Here is a 25,085-nt window from a genome sequence, read left to right on the forward strand (position 1 = left end):
TCCGCGGGACGACACGGATGTCTCCATGGCAGACCCGATGCCTTGCAGCGCTGGCGCTCGCCACCGCTGCGGGGTTGGCCAGCTGCACGCCGGCCAGTGAACCGGCGGCGCCGCAGCCAGCCCGCGATACCGTCGCACCCTCTGCCGGCCCGGTCGCCCACGTCAGCCGCAGCACGCGCCTGCAGGGCTTTCTGACCGAGCGCTACGGCAAGGCCGCCACGCTCTCAGGGAAATGGCGTGGCAGCTGGGTCCAGGACGGCGACACCCGCCTCACTGATTGGCATGTGTGTGCCGAGCAACCGGTGGTCACCGGCGACAGCTGGCAACAACTGCTGGCCGTCTGCGGTTCACCGCTGGACGGTGCGCACCCGGACCCGGGCGCGATCGACTTCTTCGTACTGCGCCCCGAGGCGGACCGCTTTGCCGTGGCCGCCGCGCTGACCGGGCAGAACTTCGGCAGCCGGGGCGAGCCCGGCACCGTGCAGATCCTCCGCGCCGGCAGCGACTTCTACGGTTTCCGCATCGAGCACGGCTGGTTCGGCCAAGGCTATTCGCTGATCACCCAGACGCTGGTATTGCCCGGCCCGAACGGGCTCGTGGAAGCCGGCGGCGTGCGCAGCCATATCGACAACACCGCGGCCTACGACTGCGACGACGCCGATGCGGAAGCGGACTGCCAGGCGCGGTTGTTCAACCTCGATTTCACCCTGCGCTTCGACGACCGCGATCCGGCGGCACGGCAGTGGCCGCTGCTGATCGAGGAGACCGGCCTGGGCTGCGGCGGGCAGCCGGTGCGGCGCGAACACCGCTTCACCCTGGACCCGACGACCTGGAGCTATGCGTTCCCCGAGACACTGAGGCGCGAAGAGTGCGAGTGATGCGTTCATGCGCATTGGCAGTCGTGGCGCTCGTGCTGCTGGCCGGCTGTGACCGTACACCTGCGCCTTCCGGACCCGCCAAGGCTCACCCTGTGCTCGACACCACGGCGCAACCGGAAGACACCGTCCGGGTCAGGGGCGACCACATCCAGCGCCTGCAGGCCTTCCTTCGCACGCGCTATGGCGACAAGGCCGTCCTGGATGCGCCATGGAAGGACGCGTGGGAGGACACCGAGGTCGAGGCGCTGCGCCCGGTCACCCGCAGCGTGTGTGCGCGTGACACGTTCACTGCCGACGGTCATGAGCAGACCCTGCTGGCGGTATGCCAGACCCTGGACGACGCGGCCACGGTCGAGCCGGGCCGGGTCGATCTGTATGTGCTGCGCGTGGGCAAGGACGACGAAGCAGCCAACCGAGGCGGCGTGTTCGCCCCACTGCTCGCCGAGGATCCACTCCTGGTGATGGCCCAGCGCCTGCAGGGCCCGTACGGCCGCCGCGGCGCACCCGGCAATATCCAGATCGCGCAGCTTGGCCCACAGCGCCGCGCGTTCCAGATCACCCATGAAGAACACCGACGCGGCCATCGGTACATCTGGCGCAGCTACATCGCCGAGCACAACCATCGCCTGCGCGATGTCGCCCGGTATCGCGACCACCTCGACAATCTCGCCCTGCATCACTGTGACGGCGCGCCGTCGTCCTGCGGAAGCGAGGTCTTCGCGGTCGACTTCAGCACGACGGTGGGCGACAGCAACGCCGTGGATGGCTACTGGCCGCTGACGGTGCGTGCCAGCGGCCACGACTGCACGGGCCCTGCGACCGGGTACTACCACCTCATCTTCGATGCCCGGCAGCGCGCGTATCCCGTGCCGGATGACCTCCAGCGCGACGGCTGCGCCGACAGCTGAGGCCGTGGGTTGCCACGGCAACCGACCGCCCGAATGCACCCGCCGCCCGCACCGCGTAAAATCACGTTCCTGCCCTCTTACGCGAGAACTGCATTGAAGATCCTGGTCATCGGCGCTGGCGGCCGCGAACACGCCCTGGCCTGGAAGCTGGCCCAGTCCGCGAAGGTCCGCGAGGTCATCGTCGCGCCCGGCAATGCAGGCACTGCCACCGAACCCAAGTGCCGCAACGTGGACGTCAAGGTCACCGACCTGGACGGCCTGCTGGCACTGGTCGGCACCGAAGGCATCGGCCTGACCGTGGTCGGCCCGGAAGTGCCGCTGGTGGCCGGTGTGGTCGACCGCTTCCGCGCCGCCGGCCACCGCATCTTCGGGCCGACCGCCGCCGCTGCGCAGCTGGAAGGCAGCAAAGCGTATGCGAAAGACTTCCTGGCCCGCCACGGCATTCCCACCGCGTTCTATGCCGTGCACACCGAGGTCGAGCCGGCGCTGGCCTACCTGCGGGAGAAAGGCGCGCCGATCGTGGTCAAGGCCGATGGCCTGGCCGCCGGCAAGGGCGTGATCGTGGCGATGACCCTGGCCGAGGCCGAGGATGCAGTGCGCGACATGCTCTCCGGCAATGCCTTCGGCGATGCCGGCGCACGCGTGGTGATCGAAGAATTCCTGGACGGCGAAGAAGCCAGCTTCATCTCGATGGTGGACGGCAGGACTGCGCTGCCGATGGCGACCTCGCAGGATCACAAGCGCGTCGGCGACGGCGACACCGGCCCGAACACCGGCGGCATGGGCGCGTACTCGCCCGCGCCGGTGGTGACCGACGAAGTGCATGCGCGCGTGATGCGCGAGGTGGTCAACCCGACCGTGCAGGGCATGATCGCCGACGGCATTCCGTTCACCGGTTTCCTCTATGCCGGCCTGATGATCGATGCCAGCGGCGCGCCGAAGGTGATCGAGTTCAACGTGCGCTTCGGCGACCCGGAAACCCAGCCGGTGATGCTGCGCCTGCAGTCGGACCTGGTGGACCTGGTCGAAGCGGCGATCGACGAGCGCCTGGACACCGTGGAGGCGCAGTGGGATCCGCGGCCCTCGCTGGGCGTGGTGATGGCCGCCTCGCCGTATCCGGAAACGCCGATCACCGGCGACGTGATCCATGGCCTGGAGGCCGTCGCCGCGACCGCCAAGGTATTCCATGCCGGCACCACGCTGGACGCGCAGGGCCAGGTGCTCAGCGCCGGTGGCCGCGTGCTGTGCGTGGCGGCGTTGGGCGGCACGGTAGGCGAGGCACAGCGCAACGCTTACGCCGGCGTCGGGGCGATCCACTGGGCCCATGAGTTCCACCGCCGCGATATCGGCTGGCGGGCGATTGCGCGCGAGCAGGGCTGAGGCAGGTCAAGGGCAGCACGGCTGCTGTGCAGCGCAAAGGCCCGGCATTGCCGGGCCTTATCATTTACTCCAGCGGCTTACTGCATCACGCAGTAAACAGCGCCTTCATCTTCTTCAGCGCGTTCGCCTCGACCTGGCGGATGCGTTCGGCCGACACGCCGTACTCATCGGCCAGCTCCTGCAGCGTCACCTTGCTGTCCGCGTCCAGCCAGCGACGGCGGATGATGTCGCGCGAACGCGCATCCAGCTCGGCCATGCCTTCGCGCAGCAGCTGCAGCTGATTGTCTTCGCTGTCCATCCGCTCATACGCCATCGAAGGATCTTCTTCGTTGGCGCGCAGATAGGCAGCCGGCGACGGTGGCGCATGATCGTCATCGTCATCGCTGGAGAGATCGAAACCGATATCGCGGCCGGACAGGCGCGACTCCATCTCGAGCACTTCGCGCTCGGACACGTTCAGGTCCTTGGCCACCGCACTGACTTCCGCCGCATTCATCCAGCCCAGACGGGTCTTGGACTTGCGCAGGTTGAAGAACAGCTTGCGCTGCGCCTTGGTCGTGGCGACCTTGACGATGCGCCAGTTCTTGAGGATGAATTCGTGCATTTCCGCACGGATCCAGTGCACCGCGAACGACACCAGGCGAACGCCCATGTCCGGGTCGAAGCGCTTCACCGCCTTCATCAGGCCGATGTTGCCTTCCTGGATCAGGTCGCCCAGCGCCAGGCCGTAGCCGTTGTAACCACGGGCGACGTGCACCACGAAGCGCAGGTGGGAATGGACCAGCTCGCGCGCGGCGTCCAGATCCAGCTCGTCGCGGAAGCGGCGGGCCAGGTCCTGCTCGTCATCGACCGACAGCACCGGGATCTGGTGCACGGCACCGATGTAGGCGTCCAGCGAACCGAGCGCACTGGGAATCGGGAGATTGTTTGCCACAAGGGCAGTAGAGGTGTTCTGGCTCATAGCACTCATCTTAGCAGTCCCGGAATTGGACTGCTAAAGGGGAAAGAAGTTCCAGCGTTCTGTTCATGGGATGCTGGCACCGATCACCCGACTAACGTACCGCGAAATGATGACAGTGGCGAGGGGCTGGAGATCAGGCATCAAGTCTAATTAAATCAATGATATAGAGTGATGAATTGGGCACCAGGGCGTGTTTTCTGGCTGAACGGGCTGCCGGGAAGCGCCCATTCATGCCGGAAAGGTTGTCGGCAGTTCAGCCAGGCATGGCTTGGCTCTACCCCCAATCACCCATCGGACCACTCACGCCATGGCGCCGAACCGAATCGTCCCCAAACCCGCCCCCCAACACCGCGATGCCCGGTAGTGCCACGCCATGCGTGGCAGGCCCAAACCCACCGAAGCCGCAAACGACGCCATGCGTGGCAGGCCCGAACCCGCCGAAGCCTAGTAATACCCCGCCATGTTCAGGAAGAAGCCCTTCTGGTCGTACTTCAGCTCGGTCATGTCATCGCTGAACTCGGTGAAGTTGTAGCCCACCCCGACCTTGAAGTTCTCCCCGACCCGGCGGTCCACGCCCACCAACCAGCCCTTGCGCACGCCACCGTCGCGCACCTTCAACCAGCGGTGCTCGGCCAACCCTTCCCATTGCGCGAACAGGCGATAGCGCAGCTGCAGCGCGGCGAAGTCGGCGCGGCTGTCCAGCCAGGCACCCTCGCCACGGCCGGTGCGGTAGTCGCCCCAGCGCGAGGCCAGCTTGCCGGCCACTTCCCAGCGCGCGCCCAGCTGACGGATCCCTTCGAGCGAGAGGATCTGCGAGCGCTGGTCGTACAGGTTGCCGCCCTCCTGCCCCAGCGATGCCACATCGTAGAGATAGGTGAACTTGCCGAAGCCGGCCCAGCGCGTGTTGTCGTGCGGGCGCCAGGCGAAGCCCATGTTGGTCTCCACCAGCTTGGCGTCGGCCAGGCGGTCGATGCGGTCTTCGGTATCGGCATAGTTCGCGCGCAGGGCGAAGCGCCAGTCTTCGTTGAGCTTGTAGAGCAGGCGGTTGGTGGTCACCCACTGCTCGCGCTGCTCGGCCCCACTGTCGCGCCGATACTCCAGCTTGCTGTTCCACTGCGCTACGGCATCGGTACGTCCGCCGCTCACGCTGTAGGCGCGGCGATCGACACGGCCCAGGGTGGAATCCAGCTCACCGTCCATGATCGTGAAGCCCAGGTTCCAGCCCTGCGCGGGATAGAAGTCCATGCCGAAGGTATGCACGATGCCCGCGCTGTCCTGGCGACGATCCTTCAGATACTGGCTCTCGTTGTAGACGTTGACCTGGTTGCTCAGCCGCCAGCGCTGGCCCAGCGTCCAGCCACTCTGCAGCCCGGTATCGAACAGCGGATCGGTGCCGGTGCGGTCGGTACTGTAGCTGTAACTGCCGTACAGGCTGTGGTCCGGCGCCATGCGGTACTCGCCATCGACCTTGGCCCCGTGCCCGCGGCTGCCGCCACTGACTTCCGCGCCGACACTGCTGCGGTCGCCGAACAGATACCGCGCGCCCAGCGTGAGCAGGTCGTTCTTCTCGTACGCGCCACCGTCATCATCCAGCGTGACCTGGCCGGTGCCGTACAGCTCCCACGACGCGCCGAAGCGCTGGCGGTAACCGATCGCGGCCAGCAGGGCGTCCACGCTCTGCAGCTCCTGTTCCTCGCGCACGCGGCGCAGCTCACCGGTCAGCTGGCCGTCGTTGCCCAGTCGCCACTCCGCGGTCAGCTGGCTCTGCTCCAGCGCCAGTTCGCCCTGCTCGGTGCGGGTGTGCCGGCCATACAGGCTGACGTCGTCGGTGAGGTAGCCGAGGAATTCGGCACCGTATTCCTGGATCGACAGACCGGTGTCCTGGCGCGCGACCGAGAAACCGGCATCGACATCGCGCCACCACGCTCCCAGGCTCCAGTCCTGGGTGGTCCAGCCCAGCTCACGCAGGTTGGCACGCGCTTCCACCGCGCTGGCGGTGCCCGAGCGCCGACCTTCGTAGGGATTGCGACGGATGAAGCTCAGGCCGCCGTTGTCCGAATAGAACACCGGGGCGGCGGTCGCTTCGGTGCGGGTCTGCTCCATCTTCAGATACGTGCCACGTCCGGCCTGCAGGGTGAGGTCGGCGCCCTTGAGGCTGTAGTTCTCGCCGCTGCGGTTCTCGTCGATCCAGGTGCCGCCGATCGCCACGTGGTCGCCGATCCATTGCCGGCCGCGCGCACCGTAGGTCACGTCATCGCTGCTGAAGCCGAGCGGCACGTACTCGTAATCCACCAGCAGCAACTGGTCGTAGCCGTCGAGCGGCATGTCGCGGGTGATGCTGCGCACGTTCTCGCGGGTCAGCTGCGCCAGCGGACGGGTCAGGATCAGGCGGCCCTGCAGGTTGTCGATCTCGTAGTCCACGCCCTCCTGCAGGGTGGCGCGCGTTTCGGTGCGGCCGGTGGTGCGGTCACGTACTTCCAGCACCACCTGCTCCGAGCCCGGCAGCACATCGGTGTGGCGCAGGTAGTACAGGCTGCCGCCGGTGCCGAGGAATTCACTATGGCCCGGCGCGGACTGCGCTTCCGAACCGAACACCTTGACCTGCGAACGCGCCTCGCCCAGCGGCGTGGCCTCCAGCGAACGCCAGTTCAATGCACCACCATACAGCGAGCGCACGTACTGGCCATATTCGGTGCCGGTGATGCCGGTGGCGTAGTTGCCCCACACGGCCTGGCTCTGATCCCAGTCCACGCGCAGATACAGCCGGCCCTGCGTATCCACGTCGCGGTAGGTGGTGGAGTCATCGCCATACACCGGGTAATACAGGTCTGGATCCAGGCGGCGGAACACGTCCTGCGCGTCGGCCTGGGTGAAATCGCGGAACAGGTACTTCAGCTCGCGGTCCTGGGTGTCGGCCTGTGCAGTGACCAGGTATTTGCCGCGCAATTTGCCCTTCAGGTAAAACGCCAGCCGGCCCTCGCTGAGGAAGCTGTCGTCGTCGCGATCATCGGCCGCCAAGGGCTGCAGGTTGCCACTGGCGCTGTTCTTGGACACGGTGACATCGGCGATGGCGACCAGGAACAGGTAGCGGCCGGTGACATCCACATCCAGCTGCCGCTGCGCGGAGGGCGCATCGCGGGATTCGACACTGACGTCGTAGCGATGCTCGCCCACCGGCTCGAGGAACTCGGCGGCGAACTTCTGCTCCAGGTCGACCGGGAAGTCCTGGCCGTTGATGCGCACGCGGCTGTTGGGTTCCAGGTTGCGGCCATACAGACGCACGCGCGAGCCGTGGATGGGAATGTTCTGCAGGCGGAGCATGCTCTGCCCGTAGATGCTGTTGCTGAGCTGCAGGTCCTGCGCGCTGTCGCCATCCAGGGCCTGGCCCAGCGTTTTCTGCACGTTCTCACGGGTGATCTGCAGGCCCCGGTCGAAATCGGCCGGGGTCACCAGCTGGATGCGCTGGAGACGGGTTTCATCGAACGCCCCACCGGCGCCGTACGCACGTGCGACGTAGATGAGATCGTCACCGGTGCGCAGCTTGATCTGCGGCGGCAGCTCACCGCTCCACTCGGCATCGCCAACGTAGTCGGCCGGCAACTCGATGCGGGCCAGCGGCGTGACCAGATCGGTATCGGTACCGCGATACAGCGTCACCTCCAGTTTCTGGATGAAGGAGGCGTAGTTGTTGTAGCTGTGGAAGCGCAGCGGACGGATCACCCGGCCGTTCTCGAACGGCACGGTGGCGGCGGCCTGCACGCTCAGGCTGGGCGGCACCATGGTCGGATCTTCGGTCGCCCACACCACGCCGCCGTTGGGCAGCTCGGCCATGAACTGGCCGCCGCGCGCCGCCACGTCCGGGGTGACTGCCGGTAACGCCGGTACCGTGCCGGCCACGGGGAGATCGGTGCGGCCCGGCAGCGGCAGCGCGGGCGCGTCGTCATCGCCGATGCGCAGCAGCAGCCCGTCATCGCTGCGGCAGCTGTCGGCTTCGCAGCGGATCGGCGCGGGGGACGCCGCCGGTGCAGTCTGCTGGGCGGCCGCAGGCGTTGCCAGCAGCAAGGCGCTGGCCAGGCCGACGATGAGGCGGCGGGAGATCGGGCTCGGAATCAGGGTCATGTCCATGTCAGCGCCCCTCCCCGGTCGCGCGACCGGGACTGGCAGGCTCGGGGGGATCGTCCAGACGCAGGCGCTGCAGCACGCGCCCATCGGCGTCCAGCACCTCGATCGTCGTCGCCGCGGCGACCGGCGCCGGCAGCTGCGGCCGCAGGGCCACCCGCAGCGCCTGTGCACGTTGCCGTGCAAGGTCGGCCTGGTCGGTATGCGCGGTGAGCTGCAGCCGTCCGCCGCCACGCGCCACCAGGGCCTGCGCGGCCGTTGCGATCACCGGTGCGCGGTCGGCCCCCAGCTGCGCGCTGCCCGTGGGGAACAGGGCCTCACCCAGCTCGATGCGCGCGGGTCGCGATGCGGTGGGCGCTGTCGGCGGTGCGGTACTCAGCGCCCCCTCGGGCATGCGCACACCGAAGTCGAAGCGCACCGGCAGCCCGGGGGTGATGCGGCGGACCAGCGGGTTGGGCGTGGTGAAGCGCGCACCGGCCGGCAACGTGGACGGATCCACCTTCAGGATGAAGTTGCGCCCACGCGCCTCGCCGCCCGGGATGCCGACCAGGTGATAGCGGCCGAAGGCATCGGTTTCCATCAGCAGGCCTTCCACCGCTGCGATGCGCACGCCGGGAATGCCGCGCTCACCGTCATCCTGGATGCCGTTGCCGTTGCGGTCGTCGAATACGCTGCCCACGATCAGGCTCTCATCGAGCAGCGGATCGGTGGTGATCTCCACCTCGGCCGAGGCCACGTTGCCGATCGTGCGGTTCTCGCCGTCGATGGCGGTGATGCGGTTGGTATGCACCCCCGTGCCGGTCCCGGCGCCGACGCGCAGGTAGTACACCACCGTGGCGCGCTCGCCCGCGGCCACGTCGATGCCGTCGATGCGCAGCGGCTGCACGCCGCTGGTGCGTGCGTCGTTGTCGGCATCGAGCACCGCGAATCCGCCGCGCACGAAGGTGAAGCCCGGCGGCAGCGTATCGAGCAGGGTGGCACCGTTGGCATCCACCTCGCCGACGTTGTCGATGGTGACGGTGTAGCGCACCAGGTCGCCGATCTGCGCGCTGCGCTTGCCGGCCACCTTGGTCAGGCGCAGTACGGCCTGCTGGCCGGCCACGGTGACCGCGACGTTCGCTTCGGCGCACAGCGGTGTGGGGATGGACACATCGCAGACCCGGTAACGGAAGCTGTCGGTGCCGGCGAAGTTGGCCGCCGGCGTATAGGTGCAGACGCCGTTGGCGCACTGCACGCTGCCGTGCGTGGGCGCCACCGCGACCTGCAGCGACGCCGGATCCAGTGGCGCGGTACGGGCACTGTCGTTGGCCAGCACGTTGATCGCCAGCGGCGCGCTGCTCTCCGCGGTGACGGCATCGTCAGCCAGGGTGAGCACGTTCGGCTCGACCATGACCGTGACCGTGGCACCGGCACACATCGCCGGATTCGCCACCTCGCAGACCTGGTAGTCGAAGGTCTGTTCGCCGGAGAAGTTGGCCAGCGCGGCGAAGCGGATGCGGGCACGCGGCAGCACCGTGGCCGTGCCATACGGCGGCGGCGCGGTGATGGTCACGGTGACGGTGTCCGGATCGATCGGCGTGCCGTTGACGCGGTCGTTGCCGAGCACGTCGATCTCGATCACGCCGTCCTGCGGGATTTCCACCCGGTCGTCTTCAGCATCCACGCCTGGATCGCCGGCGATGACGGTGACGGTGACGTTTGCGGTATCGCAGACGGTCGGCTGGTTGAGCAGGCAGATCGTGTACGTGGTGCCATAGCTGCCCGGCGCCAGCCCGGCAGCCACATCCACCCAGCCATCGGCGCTGAAGGCCAGGGCGTTGGTGGCGACCGGTGCGAAGCTCACCTGGGACGGATCCAGCGGCGCGGTGTTGAACGTATCGTTGGTGAACACATTGAACAGGCGCGGGCGGCCGGACGGACCGATCGGGCCGCCGCTGTCGTCCACCGCCAGCAGCGCACCGACCGGGCCCTGCACCCGCACCGTGGCGATCGCGGTGGTGCAGTTGGTCGGCACGCCGTTCTCGCACAGCTGGTAGGCCAGCTGTACCTGGCCGGGCTGCACACCGGCCGCGACCATGATCTGGCCCTGGTTGTTCATCGTGTAGCCCGGCGTGCTGCCGGTCAGGCTGGCCACGACGCTGCCCACCGGCGGCGGCGAAACGTTGTTGAAGCTGTCGTTCTCCACGACCGAGCGGGCGATGGTGCCGCCCACGGCCGGATCGACCGGGGTGCCGGTGAAGTCGTCGTTGACCGCGAGCACCACGTTGGCCGAGCCGGACAGGGTGAGCGTCACGGTGGCGTCGCCACATTGCGCGGTGTACGGCGCAGGCAGGCAGACCCGGTAGCTGAAGCTCACCGGCCCCGGCGTGCCCGACGGCGGGGTGTAGCTGAAGCTGCCATCGGCATTGAACACCAGGCCCGGCAACGCGCCGCTGGTGAGGGTGTAGAGCGCACCGGCGGCGACATTGTCATTGGCGCCGACGTTGGCCGTGAGCGGAAGCCCGGCAGGCACGGTGAAGCTGTCGTTCTGCGGGACCGGGGTGACCACCACGGTGACCGTGGCAGTGGTGCAGTTGGCCAGCGCGGCGGCTTCGCAGATCTGGTAGGTCACCGCGGTCGCGCCGGCGGTGACGCCGCTGCCGATGCTGATCGTGCCGTCCGGGTTGATGCTGACACCGGCCGGTGCGCCGATCAGGCTGAGCTGCACCGCTGCCGCCGCCGGCGGGCTGACGCCGTTGAGCTGATCGTTGGCCAGTACGCTGAGCGAGGACGTGGTGCCCGGTGCGAGGCCGGTAAGCACGTCGTCACCGGCCACCAGCGTGCCGGTGTTGATGTTGATCGTCACCGCAGCGGTGCCGCAGGTCGCGGCGTACGGCGCAGGCAGGCAGGTCTGATAGGTGAAGCTGACCGGACTCGGCGTGCCTGCCGGCGGCGTATAGGTGAAGCCACCATTGCTGGCCAGGGTCAGGCCCGGGGGCGGCGTGCCCTGCACGGTGTAGAGCGCACCGGCGGGCATGGCGTCGTTACTGGCCACGCTGTTGCTCAGGGTCTGCCCGACCTGCACCGAGAACGCGTCGTTCTGCGGGGCGGGGCTGACCACCACGGTGACGCTGGCGGTATCGCAGTTGCCCGGCGCGGCGGCTTCGCAGATCTGGTAGGTGATCGTCGTGGCACCGGAGGTCGTGCCACTGGCCACCGTGATCGTGCCGCTCGGCGTGATGCTGAAACCGGCCGGTGCGCCGACCAGGCTCAGCAGTACATCCGCCGCGGCCGGCGGCGAGACGCCATTGAGGCTGTCGTTGGCCAGCACGCTGCCACTGGACGTGGTTCCCGGTGCGACGCCGGTGAGCGTGTCATCACCGGCCACCAGCAGGCCGTTGTTGATGTTGATGGTAAGGATCGCGCGGCCGCACAGGCTGCCGTTCGGCGCCGGCAGGCACACCTGGTAGGCGACGCTGACCGGGCCGGTCACGCCCGCGGCCGGGGTATAGGTGAACGTGCCGTCGGGGTTGAAGGCCAGGCCCGCCGGCGCAGTGTCCTGCAGGGTGAACACCGCACCCGGCGGCGTGTTGTCGTTGGCGGCGACCGTGTTGCCCAACGTCTGTCCGGCCTGCACCGCGAAGCCATCGTTCTGCGGTGCCGGGGTGACGACCACGGTGACGCTGGCGGTATCGCAGTTGGCCGGCGCCGCCGCTTCGCAGATCTGGTAGGTGATCGTGGTCGGACCGGACACCACACCGGTGCCCACGCTGATCGTGCCGTCCGGCGAGAGAGTGAAGCCACCCGGCGCGCCGACCAGGCTCAGCACCACATCGGCGGGCGCCGGCGGCGAGACACCGTTGAGGCTGTCGTTGGCGAGCACGCTGCCGCCCGTGGTCGCACCGGGCAGCACGCCGGTGAGCGTGTCATCGCCGGCGGTGAGCGTGCCGTTGTTGACGTTGAGGGTGACCGTGGCCGTGCCGCACAGGCTGCTGTCCGGTGCTGGCAGGCACGCGCTGTAAACGAAGGTCACCGGGCTGGGCGTGCCGATCGGCGGCGTATAGGTGAAGCTGCCATCGGCGTTGAACGCAAGCCCGGCGGGCGGCGTGCCCTGGATCGCCCAGGTGGACCCCGGCGGCAGGCTGTCATTGGTCGCCACACTGTTGCCCAGACTCTGCCCGGCCTGCACCGAGAAGGCATCGTTCTGCGGCGTGGGACTGACGATCACCGTCACCGTGGCCGTGGCGCAGTTGCCTGGCGCGGCGGCTTCGCAGATCTGGTAGGTGAGCGTGGTCGCGCCTGCCATCGTGCCGGTGGCGACGCTGATGGTGCCGCTGGGCGTGATCGCGAAGCCGGCGGGCGCGCCCACCAGGCTCAGCACGACGCTGGCCGCGGCCGGCGGCGAGACGCCGTTGAGGCTGTCATTGGCCAGCACGCTGGCGGCCGACGTGGTGCCGGGGGCGATGCCACTGAAGGTGTCATTGCCGGCCAGCAGCGCACCGGTGGTGATGTTGAGGGTGACCGTGGCGGTGCCGCACAGGGTCGTGTTCGGCGCCGGCAGGCAGGCCTGGTAGGTAAAGTTCACCGGCCCGGTGGTGCCACCCGGCGGGGTATAGGTGAACGAGCCATCGGCATTGAAGGTCAGGCCGGCCGGCGGCGTGCCCTGCAGCGTCCAGCTGGCGCCGGGCGGCAGGTTGTCGTTGCTGGCCACGCTGTTGCCCAGCGTCTGCCCCAACTGCACGCTGAAGGCATCGTTCTGCGGCAGCGGCGTCACCACCACGGTGACGCTGGCGGTATCGCAGTTGTTCGATGCAGCGGCTTCGCAGATCTGATAGGTGAGCGTGGTCGGGCCGGCGGTCACCCCGCCACCGACGCTGATCGTGCCGTCCGGATTGATCGTGAAGCCGGCCGGTGCACCGACCAGGCTCAGCAGCACATCCGTCGCGGCCGGCGGCGAGGTGCCGTTGAGGCTGTCGTTGGCCAGCACGCTGCCGGCCGTGGTGGCGCCCGGCAGCACGCCGGTGAGCGTGTCATCGGCGGCGGCCAGGGTGCCGGTGTTGACGTTGAGCGTCACCGTGGCGGTCGCGCACAGTGCCGCGTTCGGGGCCGGCAGACAGGTCTGGTAGGTGAAGGTGACCGGACCGGTGGTGCCGACCGGCGGGGTATAGGTGAACGTGCCATCGGCATTGAACACGAGGCCCGCCGGAGGCGCGCCCTGCACGGCCCAGCTCGCGCCGGCCGGCATGCCATCGTTCGCCGCGACGTTGCCGTTGCTGATCGTGCCACCGGCCTGCACCGCATAGGCATCGTTCTGCGGTGCCGGACGGATCACCAGCGCAACGGTGGCGGTATCGCAATTGGACGGCGCGGCGGTTTCGCAGATCTGATAGGTCAGCGTGGTCGCGCCGGCGACGACACCGGTCGGCACGTTGATCGTCCCGTCCGGGGCGATGCTGTAACCGGACGGTGCACCGACCAGGCTCAGCTGCACGGTGGCCGGCGCCGGCGGACTGACGCCGTTGAGCGCGTCGTTGCCGAGCACGCTGGGCGTGGCGGTACCCGGCGCGATGTCGGTGAAGCTATCGTCGGCGGCCGCCAACGTGCCCAGATTGACGTTGAGCGTGACCGTCGCCGTGCCGCAGACACCGGCATTGGGTGCGGGCAGGCAGGTCTGATAGGTGAAGGTCACCGCACCGGTGGTGCCCACCGGCGGCGTGTAGCTGAAGGTGCCGTCGCCATTGAACACCAGCCCGTTCGGCGGCGTGCCCTGCACGGTCCAGGTGGACCCGGTCGGCATGCTGTCGTTGGCGGCGACGCTGCCATTGACGAGCGTGCCACCGGCCGGCACGGAGAAGGCATCGTTCTGCGGCGCCGGCGTGACCACGATGCGGATCGCGGCGGTGGCGCAGTTGGTCGGCGATGCGGCTTCGCACAGCTGATAGGTCAGCGTCGTGGCACCGGCGGTGGCGCCGACGGGAATCTGCACGGTGCCATCGTTGTTGATCACGAAGCCGGCCGGTGCGCCGACCAGCAGCAGCTGCACCGTCGCCGCGGCCGGCGGGCTCACGCCATTGAGCGAATCGTTGGCCAGCACGCTGGGCGTGGCGGAGCCACCGGTGAGCGGCGCAGCGAAGGTATCGTCGTTGGCGACCACGGCGTTGACGGCGATGGTCAAGGTGGCCGTGGCGGTGCCGCACAGGGCGGCATCCGGTGCGGGCAGGCAGGCCTGGTAGGCGAACGTGACCGGGCCGACGGTGCCGGCCGGCGGCGTATAGGTGAAGCTGCCGTTGCTGTTGAACACCAGGCCCTGGGGCGGCGCGGCCACGCTCCAGGTCGAGCCCGCCGGCATGTTGTCGTTGCCCGACACGTTGCCGCTGTTGGGCTGGCCGGCCTGCACGGCGATCGCATCATCGACGGGTGCCGGACGCACCACCAGCGCGATGCTCGCGGTGGCGCAGTTGTTCGCCGCGGCGGTTTCGCAGATCTGGTAGCTCAGCGTGGTCGCACCGGTAGGCGCATTGCCCGCCACCGAGACCGTGCCGTTGGGGTTGATCGTGAATCCGACCGGCGCGCCGACCAGGCTCAGCGAGACGCTGGCGGCCGGTACCGGGCTGACGCCGTTGAGCGCATCGTTGTTCAACACGCTGGGCGTGGCAGCGCCCGGCGCGATCGCACCGAAGCTGTCGTCGGTCGCGACCAGGGCGCCGTTGTTGATGTTGAGCGTGACCGTGGCGGTGCCGCAGACGGCCGCGTTCGGCGCCGGCAGGCAGGCCTGGTAGATGAAGCTGGTCGGGCTGGTGGTGCCGGCCGGCGGCGTGTAGCTGAAGCTGCCGTCGGCATTGAAGGTCACACCAGACGGCAGTGCGCCCGGCACGCTGTAGAGCGACCCGATCGGCATGTTGTCGTTGCCCGACACCGTGTCGTTGATCGTCTGGCCCGCCTGCACGGCGAACGCATCGTTGACCGGCGCAGGCGCCACCACCAGCGCGATACTGGCGGTGGCACAGTTGGACGACGCAGCGGCTTCGCAGATCTGGTACGTGAGCGTGGTGGCGCCGGCGGCGGTCCCGGCGGCGACCGTGACCGTGCCATCGGCAGCGATGGCGAAACCGGTCGGCGCGCCGATCAGCGACAGCACGACCTCCGCAGGCAGCGGCGTGGCCGCATTGAGTGTGTCGTTGACCAGCACGGACGGCGAGGCGGTACCGGGGGCGAGCGGCGTGGCGAAGCTGTCGTCGACCGCCACCAGCGTGCCGCTGTTGACGTTGAGGGTGACGCTGGCCGTCGCGCAGACGCCCGCGTCCGGTGCCGGCAGGCAGACCTGGTAGGTGAACGGGATTGCGCCACTGAAGCCGACCGGGGGCGTATAGCTGAAGGTGCCGTCGGCCGCGAGCACCAGACCGTCCGGCGGGATGTTGAGCACGGTGAACTGGGCGCCCACCGGCACATTGTCGTTGCTGGCCACCGAGCCGTTCAGCACCTGGCCCGAGGGCGTGGACAACGCATCGTCCACGGCGGACGGCGCGACCACCACGCGTGCGGTGGCGATGGCGCAGTTGGATGGCGCCGCTGCTTCACAGAGCTGGTAGGTCAGATTCTTCACGCCTGCCGGCGTGCCCGGTGCCACCGTCACCGCACCTTCGGCGGTGATGGCCAGCCCGGCCGGCGCGCCCTGCAACGACAGCAGCACATCGGCTGCCGTCGGCGGAGTGCTGCCATTGAGCGCATCGTTGGCCAGCACCGAGGGGGTGCTGCCGCCGGTGACCGGGTTGATCGGGGTCGTGCTGAAGTCATCCGGATTGGCGGCGAGCGTGCCTGCGTTGACGGTGATGGTGGCGCTGGCATTCGCGCACAGCGTGGCGTTGGGCGCCGGCAGGCAGACCTGGTAGTCGAACGTGACCGCGCCGGTGGTACCGACCGGCGGCGTATAGGTGAAGCTGCCGCTGCCGCTGAACACCAGGCCGGCCGGCGCGGTGCCGGTGACGGTGAACAGTGCGCCCGGTGGCACGTTGTCGTTGTCGCCCACGGCGCCGTTGAGCGCTTGCCCGGCCGGCGTGGAGAACACATCGTTGGTCGCCGACGGTGAGACCACCAGACGGATCGTGGCGCTGGCGCAGTTGCCCGGCAGCGCCGCTTCGCAGACCTGGTACGTCAGCACCGCAGCACCGCCCACCGCGGTGGGCGGCACCTGCAGCAGACCATTGGCATCCAGCGCGTAGCCGGCCGGGGCGCCGACCAGGCTGAGCAGCACGCTCGCAGGGGCCGGCGGTGTGACGCCATCCAGCGCGTCGTTGGCCAGCACGCTGACCGTGGTGGTGCCGCCGGGCGCGAGCGGCGCGGCACTGAAGTCGTCATCGCGCGCCAGCAGCGTGCCGGCGTTGACGTTGATGGTCGCCGTGGCGGTGCGGCACTGGGCGGTGTCCGGCGCCGGCAGGCAGACCTGGTAGGTGAACGTCACCGGCCCGGTGAAGCCGGCCGGCGGCGTGTACTGGAACGTGCCGTCCAGGCCGAACTGCAGTCCCGCCGGCGCCGGGGTGGTCAGGGAGAACACCGCACCGGCCGGCGCGTTGTCGTTGCTGCCGACGTTGCCCGCCAGCAATTGACCGGCCGGCGTGGAGAACACGTCGGCCTGCGCGGACGGTGCCACCAGCAGCCGGATCTGCGCCGAGTCGCAGTTGCCCGGCAACGCCGCTTCGCACAGCTGGTAGGTCAGCGTGACCGCACCGGCCGGCACGCCGCTGCCGACCGTCACGCTGCCATCGGAAGCCAGCGTATAGCCGGCCGGCGCACCGACCAGACTGAGCAGCACGTCCGCGGAGGCGGGCGGCACGGTGCCGTTGAGGCTGTCATTGACCAGGACCGAAGCGGTGCTGCCGCCGAGCTCGGGGTCGATCGGGGCGCCCCGGAAATCATCGTCATTGGCGATCAGGGTGCCGGCATTGACGTTGAGGGTGACCGTCGCGCCCGCACACACCGCGTTGTCCGGCACAGGCAGGCAGGCCTGGTAGGCGAAGGTGATCGCGCCCTGGGTGCCGGCCGGCGGGGTATAGGTGAAGCCGCCATCCGGATTGAACACCAGCCCGGTCGGCGCGGTGCCACTCAGGCTGAAGGCGGCGTTCGCCGGCACGTTGTCATTGCCGGCCACGTTGCCGGTCACTGCCACGCCTACCGGTGTGCTGAAGGTATCGTTGACCGCCACCGGCGCCAGCAGCAGGCGCACCGCCGCCGTGGCGCAGTTGCCGGGCAGCGCCGCTTCGCACAGCTGGTAGGAGAAGTCGACCGCTCCGGACGCTGCACCGCCCGGCACCGAAATCGTGCCGTTGCTGTTGAGTACATACCCGGCCGGCGCACCGACCAGGCTCAGGATCACCTGGGCCGGCGCAGGCGGAATGGCACCGTTGATGGTGTCGTTGGCCAACACGCTGTTGGTGGTGCCGCCGGTGGTGGGCGTGATGATCGCGCTGCGGAAATCATCGTCATTGGCGACCAGGGTGCCGGCATTGACGTTGAGCGTGACCGTGGCGGTATCGCAGACGCCCGCCAGCGGCGCGGCCAGGCAGGCCTGGTAGTTGAACGTGGTGGTGCCGGTGTACTGCGCCGGCGGGGTGTAGGTGAAGCTGCCATCGGCGTTGAACGCCAGGCCGGGCGGAGTCGCGCCCGTCACCGCGAAGGTGGTGCCGACCGCGGTGTTGTCGTTCACCGACACATTGCCGCTGAGCGGCGTGGCGACCTGGGTGGTGTACGCATCCGCCACCGCATCCGGCGCGATCACCACGACGATGGTGGCGGTGGCGCAGTTGCTGGTACCGGCCTGGCACAGCTGATAGGTCAGGGTGACCGGACCGGCGGCGGTACCGGCAGGCACCTGCAGCTGGCCGGCGGCATCGAGGGTGTAGCCGGCCGGAGGGGCGTTGATCAGCGAGAGCGCGGCCTGCGCGGGAAGGATCGCAACGCCGTTGAGGGTGTCGTTGCCCAGCACGCTGGCGGTGAGCCCACCGGCGCTGGTCAGCGGCGCGCTGCTGAAATCATCGTTGGTGGCGACGATCGCACCCGGGCTGACGTTGATCGTGACCGTGGCGCTGTCGCAGACGTTGCCATTCGGTGCGGGCAGGCACACCTGGTAACGGAAACTGTCCGGCCCGGTGTAGGCCGCCTGGGCGGTATAGCTGAAGCTGCCATCGGCGGCGAGCGTGACGCTGCCGTGCGCGGCCACCGCCAGCACACTGAACTGCGCGCCGCCCGGCACGTTGTCGTTGCCGGCAACCGTACCAGCCAAGGCGATGCCCGCAGTGGCCGTGACGATGTCGTCCACCGCATCCGGTGCGATCACCAACTGGACGTTGGCGGTGGCGCAATTGCCCGGGGTGGCCAATTCGCAGATCTGATAGCTGAAATTCACCGCACCGGCGGCGGCACTGGCGGGAACAATCACCTGCCCACCGGCGTCGACGGCGTAATCGGCCGGCGCATTGCTGAGCGTGAGGGCAACCGCGCCCGGCGCGACCGCCGCGCCGTTGAGCGTGTCGTTGGCGAGCAGGCTGACGCTCGTGGTGCTGCCTGGCTGCAGCGGTGTGACGAACAGATCGTCCACGGCGGCGATCTGGTTGCCCTGCACGTTGACGCTGACGGTCGCGCTGTCGCACACCGTCGTGTTCGGCGTCGGCAGGCACACCTGGTACGTGAACGAGTCCGGTCCGGTATTGGCGTTGGTCGGCGTATAGCTGAAGGTGCCATCGGCGTTGACCACCGCGATGCCCCGGGTCGGCGCGATCCCCAGCGTGTAGGTGGAGCCGCTGGCGATGGTGTCGTTGCCGGCCAGGGTGCCGGTCGCGGGCTGTCCGCCGCCCGGCGTGGTGACCGTATCGTTGACCGCGTCCGGGCTGACGATCAGATTCGCCGTGGCCGTGGCGCAGTTGGCTGGCAGCGCGTTCTCGCAGAAACGGTAGGTCAGCGCCAACGGGCCGGCCGCAGCGGTGGCGGGCACCTGGATCGTCCCGTTGGCATTGATCGCGAAGCCGGCCGGTGCACCGACCAGGCTCAGCGTGACCTGCGCCTGCGGCACGGTGCCGCCGTTGAAGGTGTCGTTGCCGAGCACGCTCGGGGTCAGCCCGCCGGTGCCGGGCGGAAGGGGCGTGGTGAAGGTGTCATCGACGGCGACCAGCGCGTTCGCATTGACCACGATCGAGGCGGTCGCCGTGCTGCAGACGGTGCCGTTCGGTGCCGGCAGGCAGACCTGGTACTGGAAGGACGTCGCCGCGGCGATGCCACCGGCGGGCGCGTAGGTGAAGCTGCCGTCGCCGTTGAGCGTCAGACCGGCCGGCGGCACGCCGACGGCGGTGAACACCGCGCCTGCCGGTGCATTGTCGTTGGCGGCCACGGTAGCGGTCAGCGAGGGCGCGCCACCGGTCGCGTTGAAGCTGTCGTTCACCGCGGTCGGGCCGATGATGAGGCTCACCGTCGCGGTGGCGCAGTTGGTCGGCGAGGCGTTCTCGCAGATCTGGTAGGTCAGCGTGGTTGCCCCGGCGGCCGCACCCGCGGGCACGGTGATCACGCCTGCGCTGTTGATCGTGAAGCCGGACGGTGCGCTCTGCAGCGCGATGATCAGGTCGGGCCCGTTCACCGGCGCGCCGTTGAGCGTGTCATTGCCGAGCACGGTGGGCGTGCTGCCGCCCGTGGTCGAAGAGATCGCCGTGGCAAAGGTGTCGTTGTTCGCCACCAGCGCGTTGGCCTGCACCGGCACCGCCGGCGTGGTCGCGGTGTTGTCCCCCGGGGTCGGGTCGGTGGTGCCCACCGGCAGCACCAGCGAGACGCTGTTGGCCGGCACCGTGGCCGGTGTACTGGTCGGCGCCGTGCCCGTGACCAGCAGCACCACGCTGTCGTTGACCCCGACAGTGACCTGCACGTTGATCGCATTGCCGCTGCCGGTGGCCTGCGCGCACGACGAGGCGGCGGTGGTGGCCTGGCAGGTCCAGCTGACATTGGTGAGCAGCGCGGACACGGTATCGACCACGCCCACGCCCGAGGCGGCGGACGGGCCCGCGTTGTTGACCTGGATGCGGTACTGCACCGCTCCACCGGCCGCGACCGGTGTGGCGCTGAGCAGCGCCTTGGTGACGCTCAGCTGTGCCTGCAGGGCCAGTGCATTGCTGTCGGTGGCGCTGTTGTTGCCGGGCGCGGGATCGCCGACATCGGCCGGCGCCGTCACGGTGGCGGTGTTGTTGAGCGGGTTGGGATAGCTCTGCGCCAGCAGCAGCGGCGGCGGCAGCAGCAACGCCAGCAGGGCCACCGCGCGCGCGATGCAGGCCGAAGCCGTCCCTGCCCTGCTGTATGTGCCGGTTGCTGCCATGCGCTCATCCTCGAAAACAGTGGTCCTGTCCATCCCCTGCACGGGTCACCCCGCGCCACACGCGGTGCTGCACCAGGCGCTAGTACGCGCCCGGGTTGCTGCTGAAACTGACCGGTACGCTGATCGTGGCCTGCCCGCCGTTGATCAGGTTCACCCCCACGTTCACCGCGTTGCCGCCGACGGCACCGCCGCTCGCCGCGGCGCAGGTGCTGCCGCTGGTGGCGCTGCAGGTCCAGGCGCCGCGCAGCGTGGTCCCGTTGGGCAGGCTGTCGGCGACCACGGCGTCGGTCACCGCATCCGGGCCGTCGTTGCGGACCAGCAACGTGTAGGTCGCGGTGCCGCCCGGCGTGTAGCTGCTGCTGCCATCGGTCTTGGTGATCGACAGGTCCGCCTGCCGCGTGCGGTTGGTGATCCGGCACACCAGGGTGACGGCGGTGGCGGTCATGGCCGGTGCCTGCAGGGTGAAGCTGCCGCCGCTGCCGGAGGACACCACGGTGTTGTTCTGGTCCGTGCACTGCCAGGTGCTGGCGTAGCGGGCGAGCGTGGTGCCGGCCGCGGCGGCTTCGGCCAGTGCGTAGCTGCCGCCGGGGACGGTGATCACCGCGGCGGTGGCGCCGTTGTTGCCGACGTTGCTGGCCGAGCCGACGGTACTGCCGTTGTAGGTGATGGAGAGATTGAAGCGCCCGGTGTCGCTGGTCGGCTGCAGGTCCTTGACCAGCTGCAGCGTCGCCGCACAGGCCTGGGTGATGCCTTCCACGGTGAACACCGCCTGGCCGATGCGGATGCCGAGCAGGGCCAGCAGGTTGTCGACCACGCCGCCGAGCAGCGCGGTCAACACCGGCGTGACCAGCGCGTTGACCTGCGTGCGGATCGGCGTGAGCAGCGTGTTGACGATGCCGTTGACCAGGTCGGCCACCGGCAGCGGCAACGGGATGCCGCCCAGCAGGGTGACCGTGGGATTGCCGCTGGTGACCTGGATGCTGAGCGAATTGACCAGGGTGGAGACCATCGTCGCCGCACTGACGGTGCCGGCGCTCAGCGTGCGTGTCTGTGGGTATGGGCCGGTGAAACTGGCGCTCTGCAGCCCGGGCGTGGCAGTGGCGAAACTGCGGATGCTCACCGTCAGCGGGATGGTGATGTCGGCCACCGGCGTGAGCAGGCCGAGCACGTTGGCCGAGACCCGCACGCGCACGCTCAGCGAGGTCAGGGTGGCCGCACTCAACGCGGTGTCGGTCAGCACGGTGCTGCGGTTGAAGAAGGTGGCATCGCTGATCTGGCCGACGTAGAGATTCACCAGGCCCGGCCGCGCCTGCAGGGTGACCGCGTTGCCGACCAGGTTGATCGCCGAGATCGCGCCTTCGGCACGCGCGACATCGGCGTACACCTGCAGATGCAGGACATCGGCGGTGATGCTGGTGTTGGAGAGCGTGACACCCAGCAGATTCAGGCCGCTCAACGCCGCCGAGAGCGTGCCGGTGTTGAGCCCCTGCACCAGGTCCAGATCCAGCTTGATGCGGATCGCCGCGCTGTGGAATGCCGCGCCCGCCGCGCCGCAGGTGTAGACCGGCGGCTCGACCACCTGCAGCCACAGGCGCACGTTGGCGACGCCGTTGAGGCCGAGTGCGGCGGTGTTGACCGTGATCGGGTTCGGCGTGGTGAGGACGTTGCGGAAGTTGTAGAGCTGGATGCCACCGGTCAGCAGGTCCAGCACGTTGAGCCGCACCGTCGCCAGCGAACCGGTGGGCAGTGCGATCTGCAGGATGTCGGCCAGGCGGATGTTACCGCTCACCCCGGCCGCCCCGAGCGGCAGCGCGTTGAGCACGTTGGCTGCCGCGGTCTGCCCGTCGGCCTGCAGCACCTGCACCATCGCCGCACGCAGCTGCCCCAGGGTGATGTTGGCGTTGAGCACCTGGCTGGGATCACTCACCACCACGCCGCCGTTGAGCTGGGTCAGCAGCGCGTTGAGATTGATGTTGGCGCCCGCCAGGTTGTTCCAGTCGACCACGCTGAGGTTGACCGTGGTGCCGGGCAGCAGCGCGCCGAACAGGAGATTGAGCACGGGGCTCTGGGTGGAATCGATCGAAGCCAGGCGCGGCCCGGCGCTCACGCACGCGCCAGCCGTGCAGGCCGATTGCGCGCTGGCGGTGGAAATACCCGCACTTAATGCGATCAACATCACAAATAACAGCGAAACAGCCCTCAAGCTGAATCGCCGTAACGCCAACTTCACAACAGAAACTTTATCCATCGGCCATCCCCTGCGTCCTGGCCGAAGCGGTCTTTCACGGGCCGGTGGATACCGACCATGATCGACAGGGCATCGGCCTGCTTCCGATGTTTTGGATGTCCCGGCGCGTCATGGCCGGCTTGAGGGATTAACTACGTGCACGCAGGGAAACCGTCAAACCGGCCACGGCGCGTGCAGGGGGAAGTTTCACTGTCGGCCAGCGGTTTCACGGTGGAGCGCTCGGCGCGACAGGGGCGGCAAGTCATTCTGTACAGAGTGGAAAAAGAATCACTGCCCGGTAAGTATCGATAACCATCCACCGTTCAAGGAATGAGAAAGGGGAAGGCCATGTTGGCGATGTCGGATCGAATTCGCGCAGCACGCACCAGCGCAGGGATGTCACAAACGCAGTTGGCGATGGAAACCGGGGTCAAGCGCAGCGCGGTGGCGCAATGGGAACGGCGTGGCGGCACCCATCCGAGTGTGTCGCACCTGGCACATATCGCCATCAGTACGCGGGTGCGCTTCGAGTGGCTGGCCACCGGCCGCGGCGTGTGCAAAGCCAGCGGGGAGGAACTCACGATGACCGCGCCCGCACAGGACTACGTGCGCGATGACCTGGAAGGCAACATTCTGTCGCTGCTGCGGCGGCTGCCACCGCGCAAGCGGCAGGTCGCGCAATCGATCATCGAGATGCTGGCCGTGTAGCAGACGGCCGCGGGTGATCAGCCCGCGGCATCCAGCGCGGCGCGCGGCGGCAGCGACCAGTCGATGCGGTCGTGGCCGCGGCGCTGCAGGTACTCGTTGGTCATCGAGAAATGGCGGCAGCCCAGGAAACCGCGATGCGCCGACAGCGGCGAAGGATGCGGCGCCTTGAGCACGCGATGCCGCCCGGTGTCGATGACCTTGCCTTTCTGCTGCGCGTAGCTGCCCCACAGCAGGAAAACCAGGCCTTCGCGCTCGCGGTTCAGGGTGTCCACGACGTGATCAGTGAAGCCTTCCCAGCCGCGACGCTGATGCGAGCCGGCGTTGCCCGCTTCCACGGTCAGCACCGCGTTGAGCAGCAGCACGCCACGATGCGCCCACGGCAGCAGGCACCCATGGTCGGGACGCGGGATGCCCAGATCGGCCTCGATCTCCTTGTAGATGTTCAGCAGCGACGGCGGCACCGGCACGCCCGGCATCACCGAGAAACTCAGGCCGTGCGCCTGGCCAGGCCCGTGATACGGATCCTGGCCGAGGATGACCACCTTGACCTGGTCGAAGGGCGTGGCATCGAACGCGGCGAAGATCTGCGGGCCGGGCGGGAACACCTGCGCCCCGGCCGCCTTGCGCTGGCGCAGGAACGCGGAGAGTTCGCGCATGTCCGGGCGCAGCAGGTAATCACCGATACGCGTCTTCCAGCTCGGCTCGAGCTGGATGCTGGGCACTACATCGTCATTCATCGCACTACAGGCTTGTCGTTGAGGCGGGACAGGCGCAGCTGGAACAGCACCTTGGTGATGAGCAGCCGCTCTTCGATCGGTTTCTGCACCAGATCGTTGGCACCGGCCTGCAGCAGGCCGGATTGATTGTGCGGGTTGCCGTCACCGGTCATCACCAGCACCGGCAGGCGGCGCTTGCCGTAGCCGAAATCCACGCGCACGCGCTGCACCACATCGCGGCCACTGAGCTCGCCCTTGAGCGTGACATCGGTGAGCACCAGGTCGATGCGGTGGCTGCTGCGGCCGAGCGATTCGGCCGTGAGCAGCGCGAAGGCATCTTCGGCGGTCAGCACATGCAGCACGTTCAAACCCTGCCGTTCGAGCATGCGTTTGGTCGCTTCGGCGACGACGCGGCTGTCTTCGACGTACAGGATGGTCGCGCCGGGAATCGTCTCCGGCTGCACATAGCCACGGATGAAGGTGGCCAGTGCTTCGTGGCCGAGGGCCTTGTCGAAATAATCGGTGACGTACTCGGTGAAGCGGCGCTGCTCCAGATGCTGCTGCGCGTCGCCGGACACCACGATCACCGGCACGTAGGCCTGGCCCGCCGCGTCGCGCACGATGCGCGCCAGGTCCAGCCCGTCGCCATCGCTCAGGGTGAGCGAGGTGGTGACCAGGCTGACGGGCCCGGCGTCCAGCGCCGCACGCGCCTCGGCGATGCTCGCGCAGCCCACCACCTCCACCGCCGGCAGTTCGCGTTGCAGCACATCGGCAATCAACTTGCGGACCAGCCTGGAGCCGTCGACGACCATCACGCGCGGTGCGTCGTCGGCGAGGTGCTTGAGGGCTTGCGGACGCATGCG

10 protein-coding genes are annotated in these 25,085 nt (G+C 68.6%); 4 read left to right on the top strand and 6 right to left on the bottom strand.

The genetic code is table 11. The annotated features are described in order from the left end of the window. The first annotated feature begins 17 nt into the window (after nt 1-17). The 3 genes from ABE424_RS10135 to purD all read left to right on the top strand — a co-directional run bounded on the left by ABE424_RS10135 (nt 18) and on the right by purD (nt 3,166). Entirely contained in the window at nt 18-878 is an 861-nt protein-coding gene (locus ABE424_RS10135; RefSeq protein ID WP_346490659.1) for a hypothetical protein, read from the top strand. A gap of 92 nt (nt 879-970) precedes the next feature. Continuing rightward, nucleotides 971-1,786 (top strand): hypothetical protein, encoded by an 816-nt coding sequence (locus tag ABE424_RS10140; protein ID WP_346490658.1) that lies wholly within the window; start codon nt 971-973, stop codon nt 1,784-1,786. Nucleotides 1,787-1,879: 93 nt separating this feature from the next. Further along, a complete protein-coding gene (gene purD, locus ABE424_RS10145) occupies nt 1,880-3,166 on the top strand; it encodes a phosphoribosylamine--glycine ligase (RefSeq protein ID WP_346490657.1) in 1,287 nt (428 codons plus the stop codon). An 85-nt stretch (nt 3,167-3,251) separates the two neighbouring features. Here purD and rpoH read toward each other — a convergent pair whose 3' ends face one another. The 4 genes from rpoH to ABE424_RS10165 form a co-directional block, all read right to left on the bottom strand. Next, nucleotides 3,252-4,127: an RNA polymerase sigma factor RpoH gene (rpoH, locus tag ABE424_RS10150; protein WP_019183519.1), complete on the bottom strand. Its 876-nt coding sequence runs from the start codon at nt 4,125-4,127 to the stop codon at nt 3,252-3,254. Between the two features lie 444 nt (nt 4,128-4,571). Next, entirely contained in the window at nt 4,572-8,252 is a 3,681-nt protein-coding gene (locus ABE424_RS10155) for a TonB-dependent receptor (protein ID WP_346490656.1), read from the bottom strand. A gap of 1 nt (nt 8,253) precedes the next feature. Beyond that, the gene (locus tag ABE424_RS10160; RefSeq protein WP_346490655.1) at nt 8,254-20,571 is read right to left on the bottom strand and encodes an Ig-like domain-containing protein; all 12,318 of its coding nucleotides are present in this window, start codon (nt 20,569-20,571) and stop codon (nt 8,254-8,256) included. A gap of 79 nt (nt 20,572-20,650) precedes the next feature. Beyond that, nucleotides 20,651-22,678 (bottom strand): hypothetical protein, encoded by a 2,028-nt coding sequence (locus tag ABE424_RS10165; protein WP_346501894.1) that lies wholly within the window; start codon nt 22,676-22,678, stop codon nt 20,651-20,653. Nucleotides 22,679-23,155: 477 nt separating this feature from the next. Here ABE424_RS10165 and ABE424_RS10170 point away from each other — a divergent pair, with 477 nt between their 5' ends. Beyond that, complete coding sequence (locus ABE424_RS10170) at nt 23,156-23,506, top strand: helix-turn-helix domain-containing protein (RefSeq protein WP_346501898.1); 351 nt, start codon at nt 23,156-23,158, stop codon at nt 23,504-23,506. 17 nt (nt 23,507-23,523) lie between these two features. On the opposite strand, the gene ung is transcribed toward ABE424_RS10170, so the two are convergent. Continuing rightward, entirely contained in the window at nt 23,524-24,243 is a 720-nt protein-coding gene (gene ung, locus ABE424_RS10175; RefSeq protein ID WP_346490652.1) for a uracil-DNA glycosylase, read from the bottom strand. Beyond that, nucleotides 24,240-25,082 (bottom strand): response regulator, encoded by an 843-nt coding sequence (locus ABE424_RS10180; RefSeq protein ID WP_176987995.1) that lies wholly within the window; start codon nt 25,080-25,082, stop codon nt 24,240-24,242. Before ABE424_RS10180 ends, ung begins: the two co-directional genes overlap by 4 nt. Between the last annotated feature and the right edge of the window lie 3 nt (nt 25,083-25,085).

The sequence above is a fragment of the Stenotrophomonas sp. TWI1149 genome (assembly GCF_039673155.1).
In the GTDB taxonomy this organism is placed as follows: Bacteria; Pseudomonadota; Gammaproteobacteria; order Xanthomonadales; family Xanthomonadaceae; genus Stenotrophomonas; species Stenotrophomonas maltophilia_AA.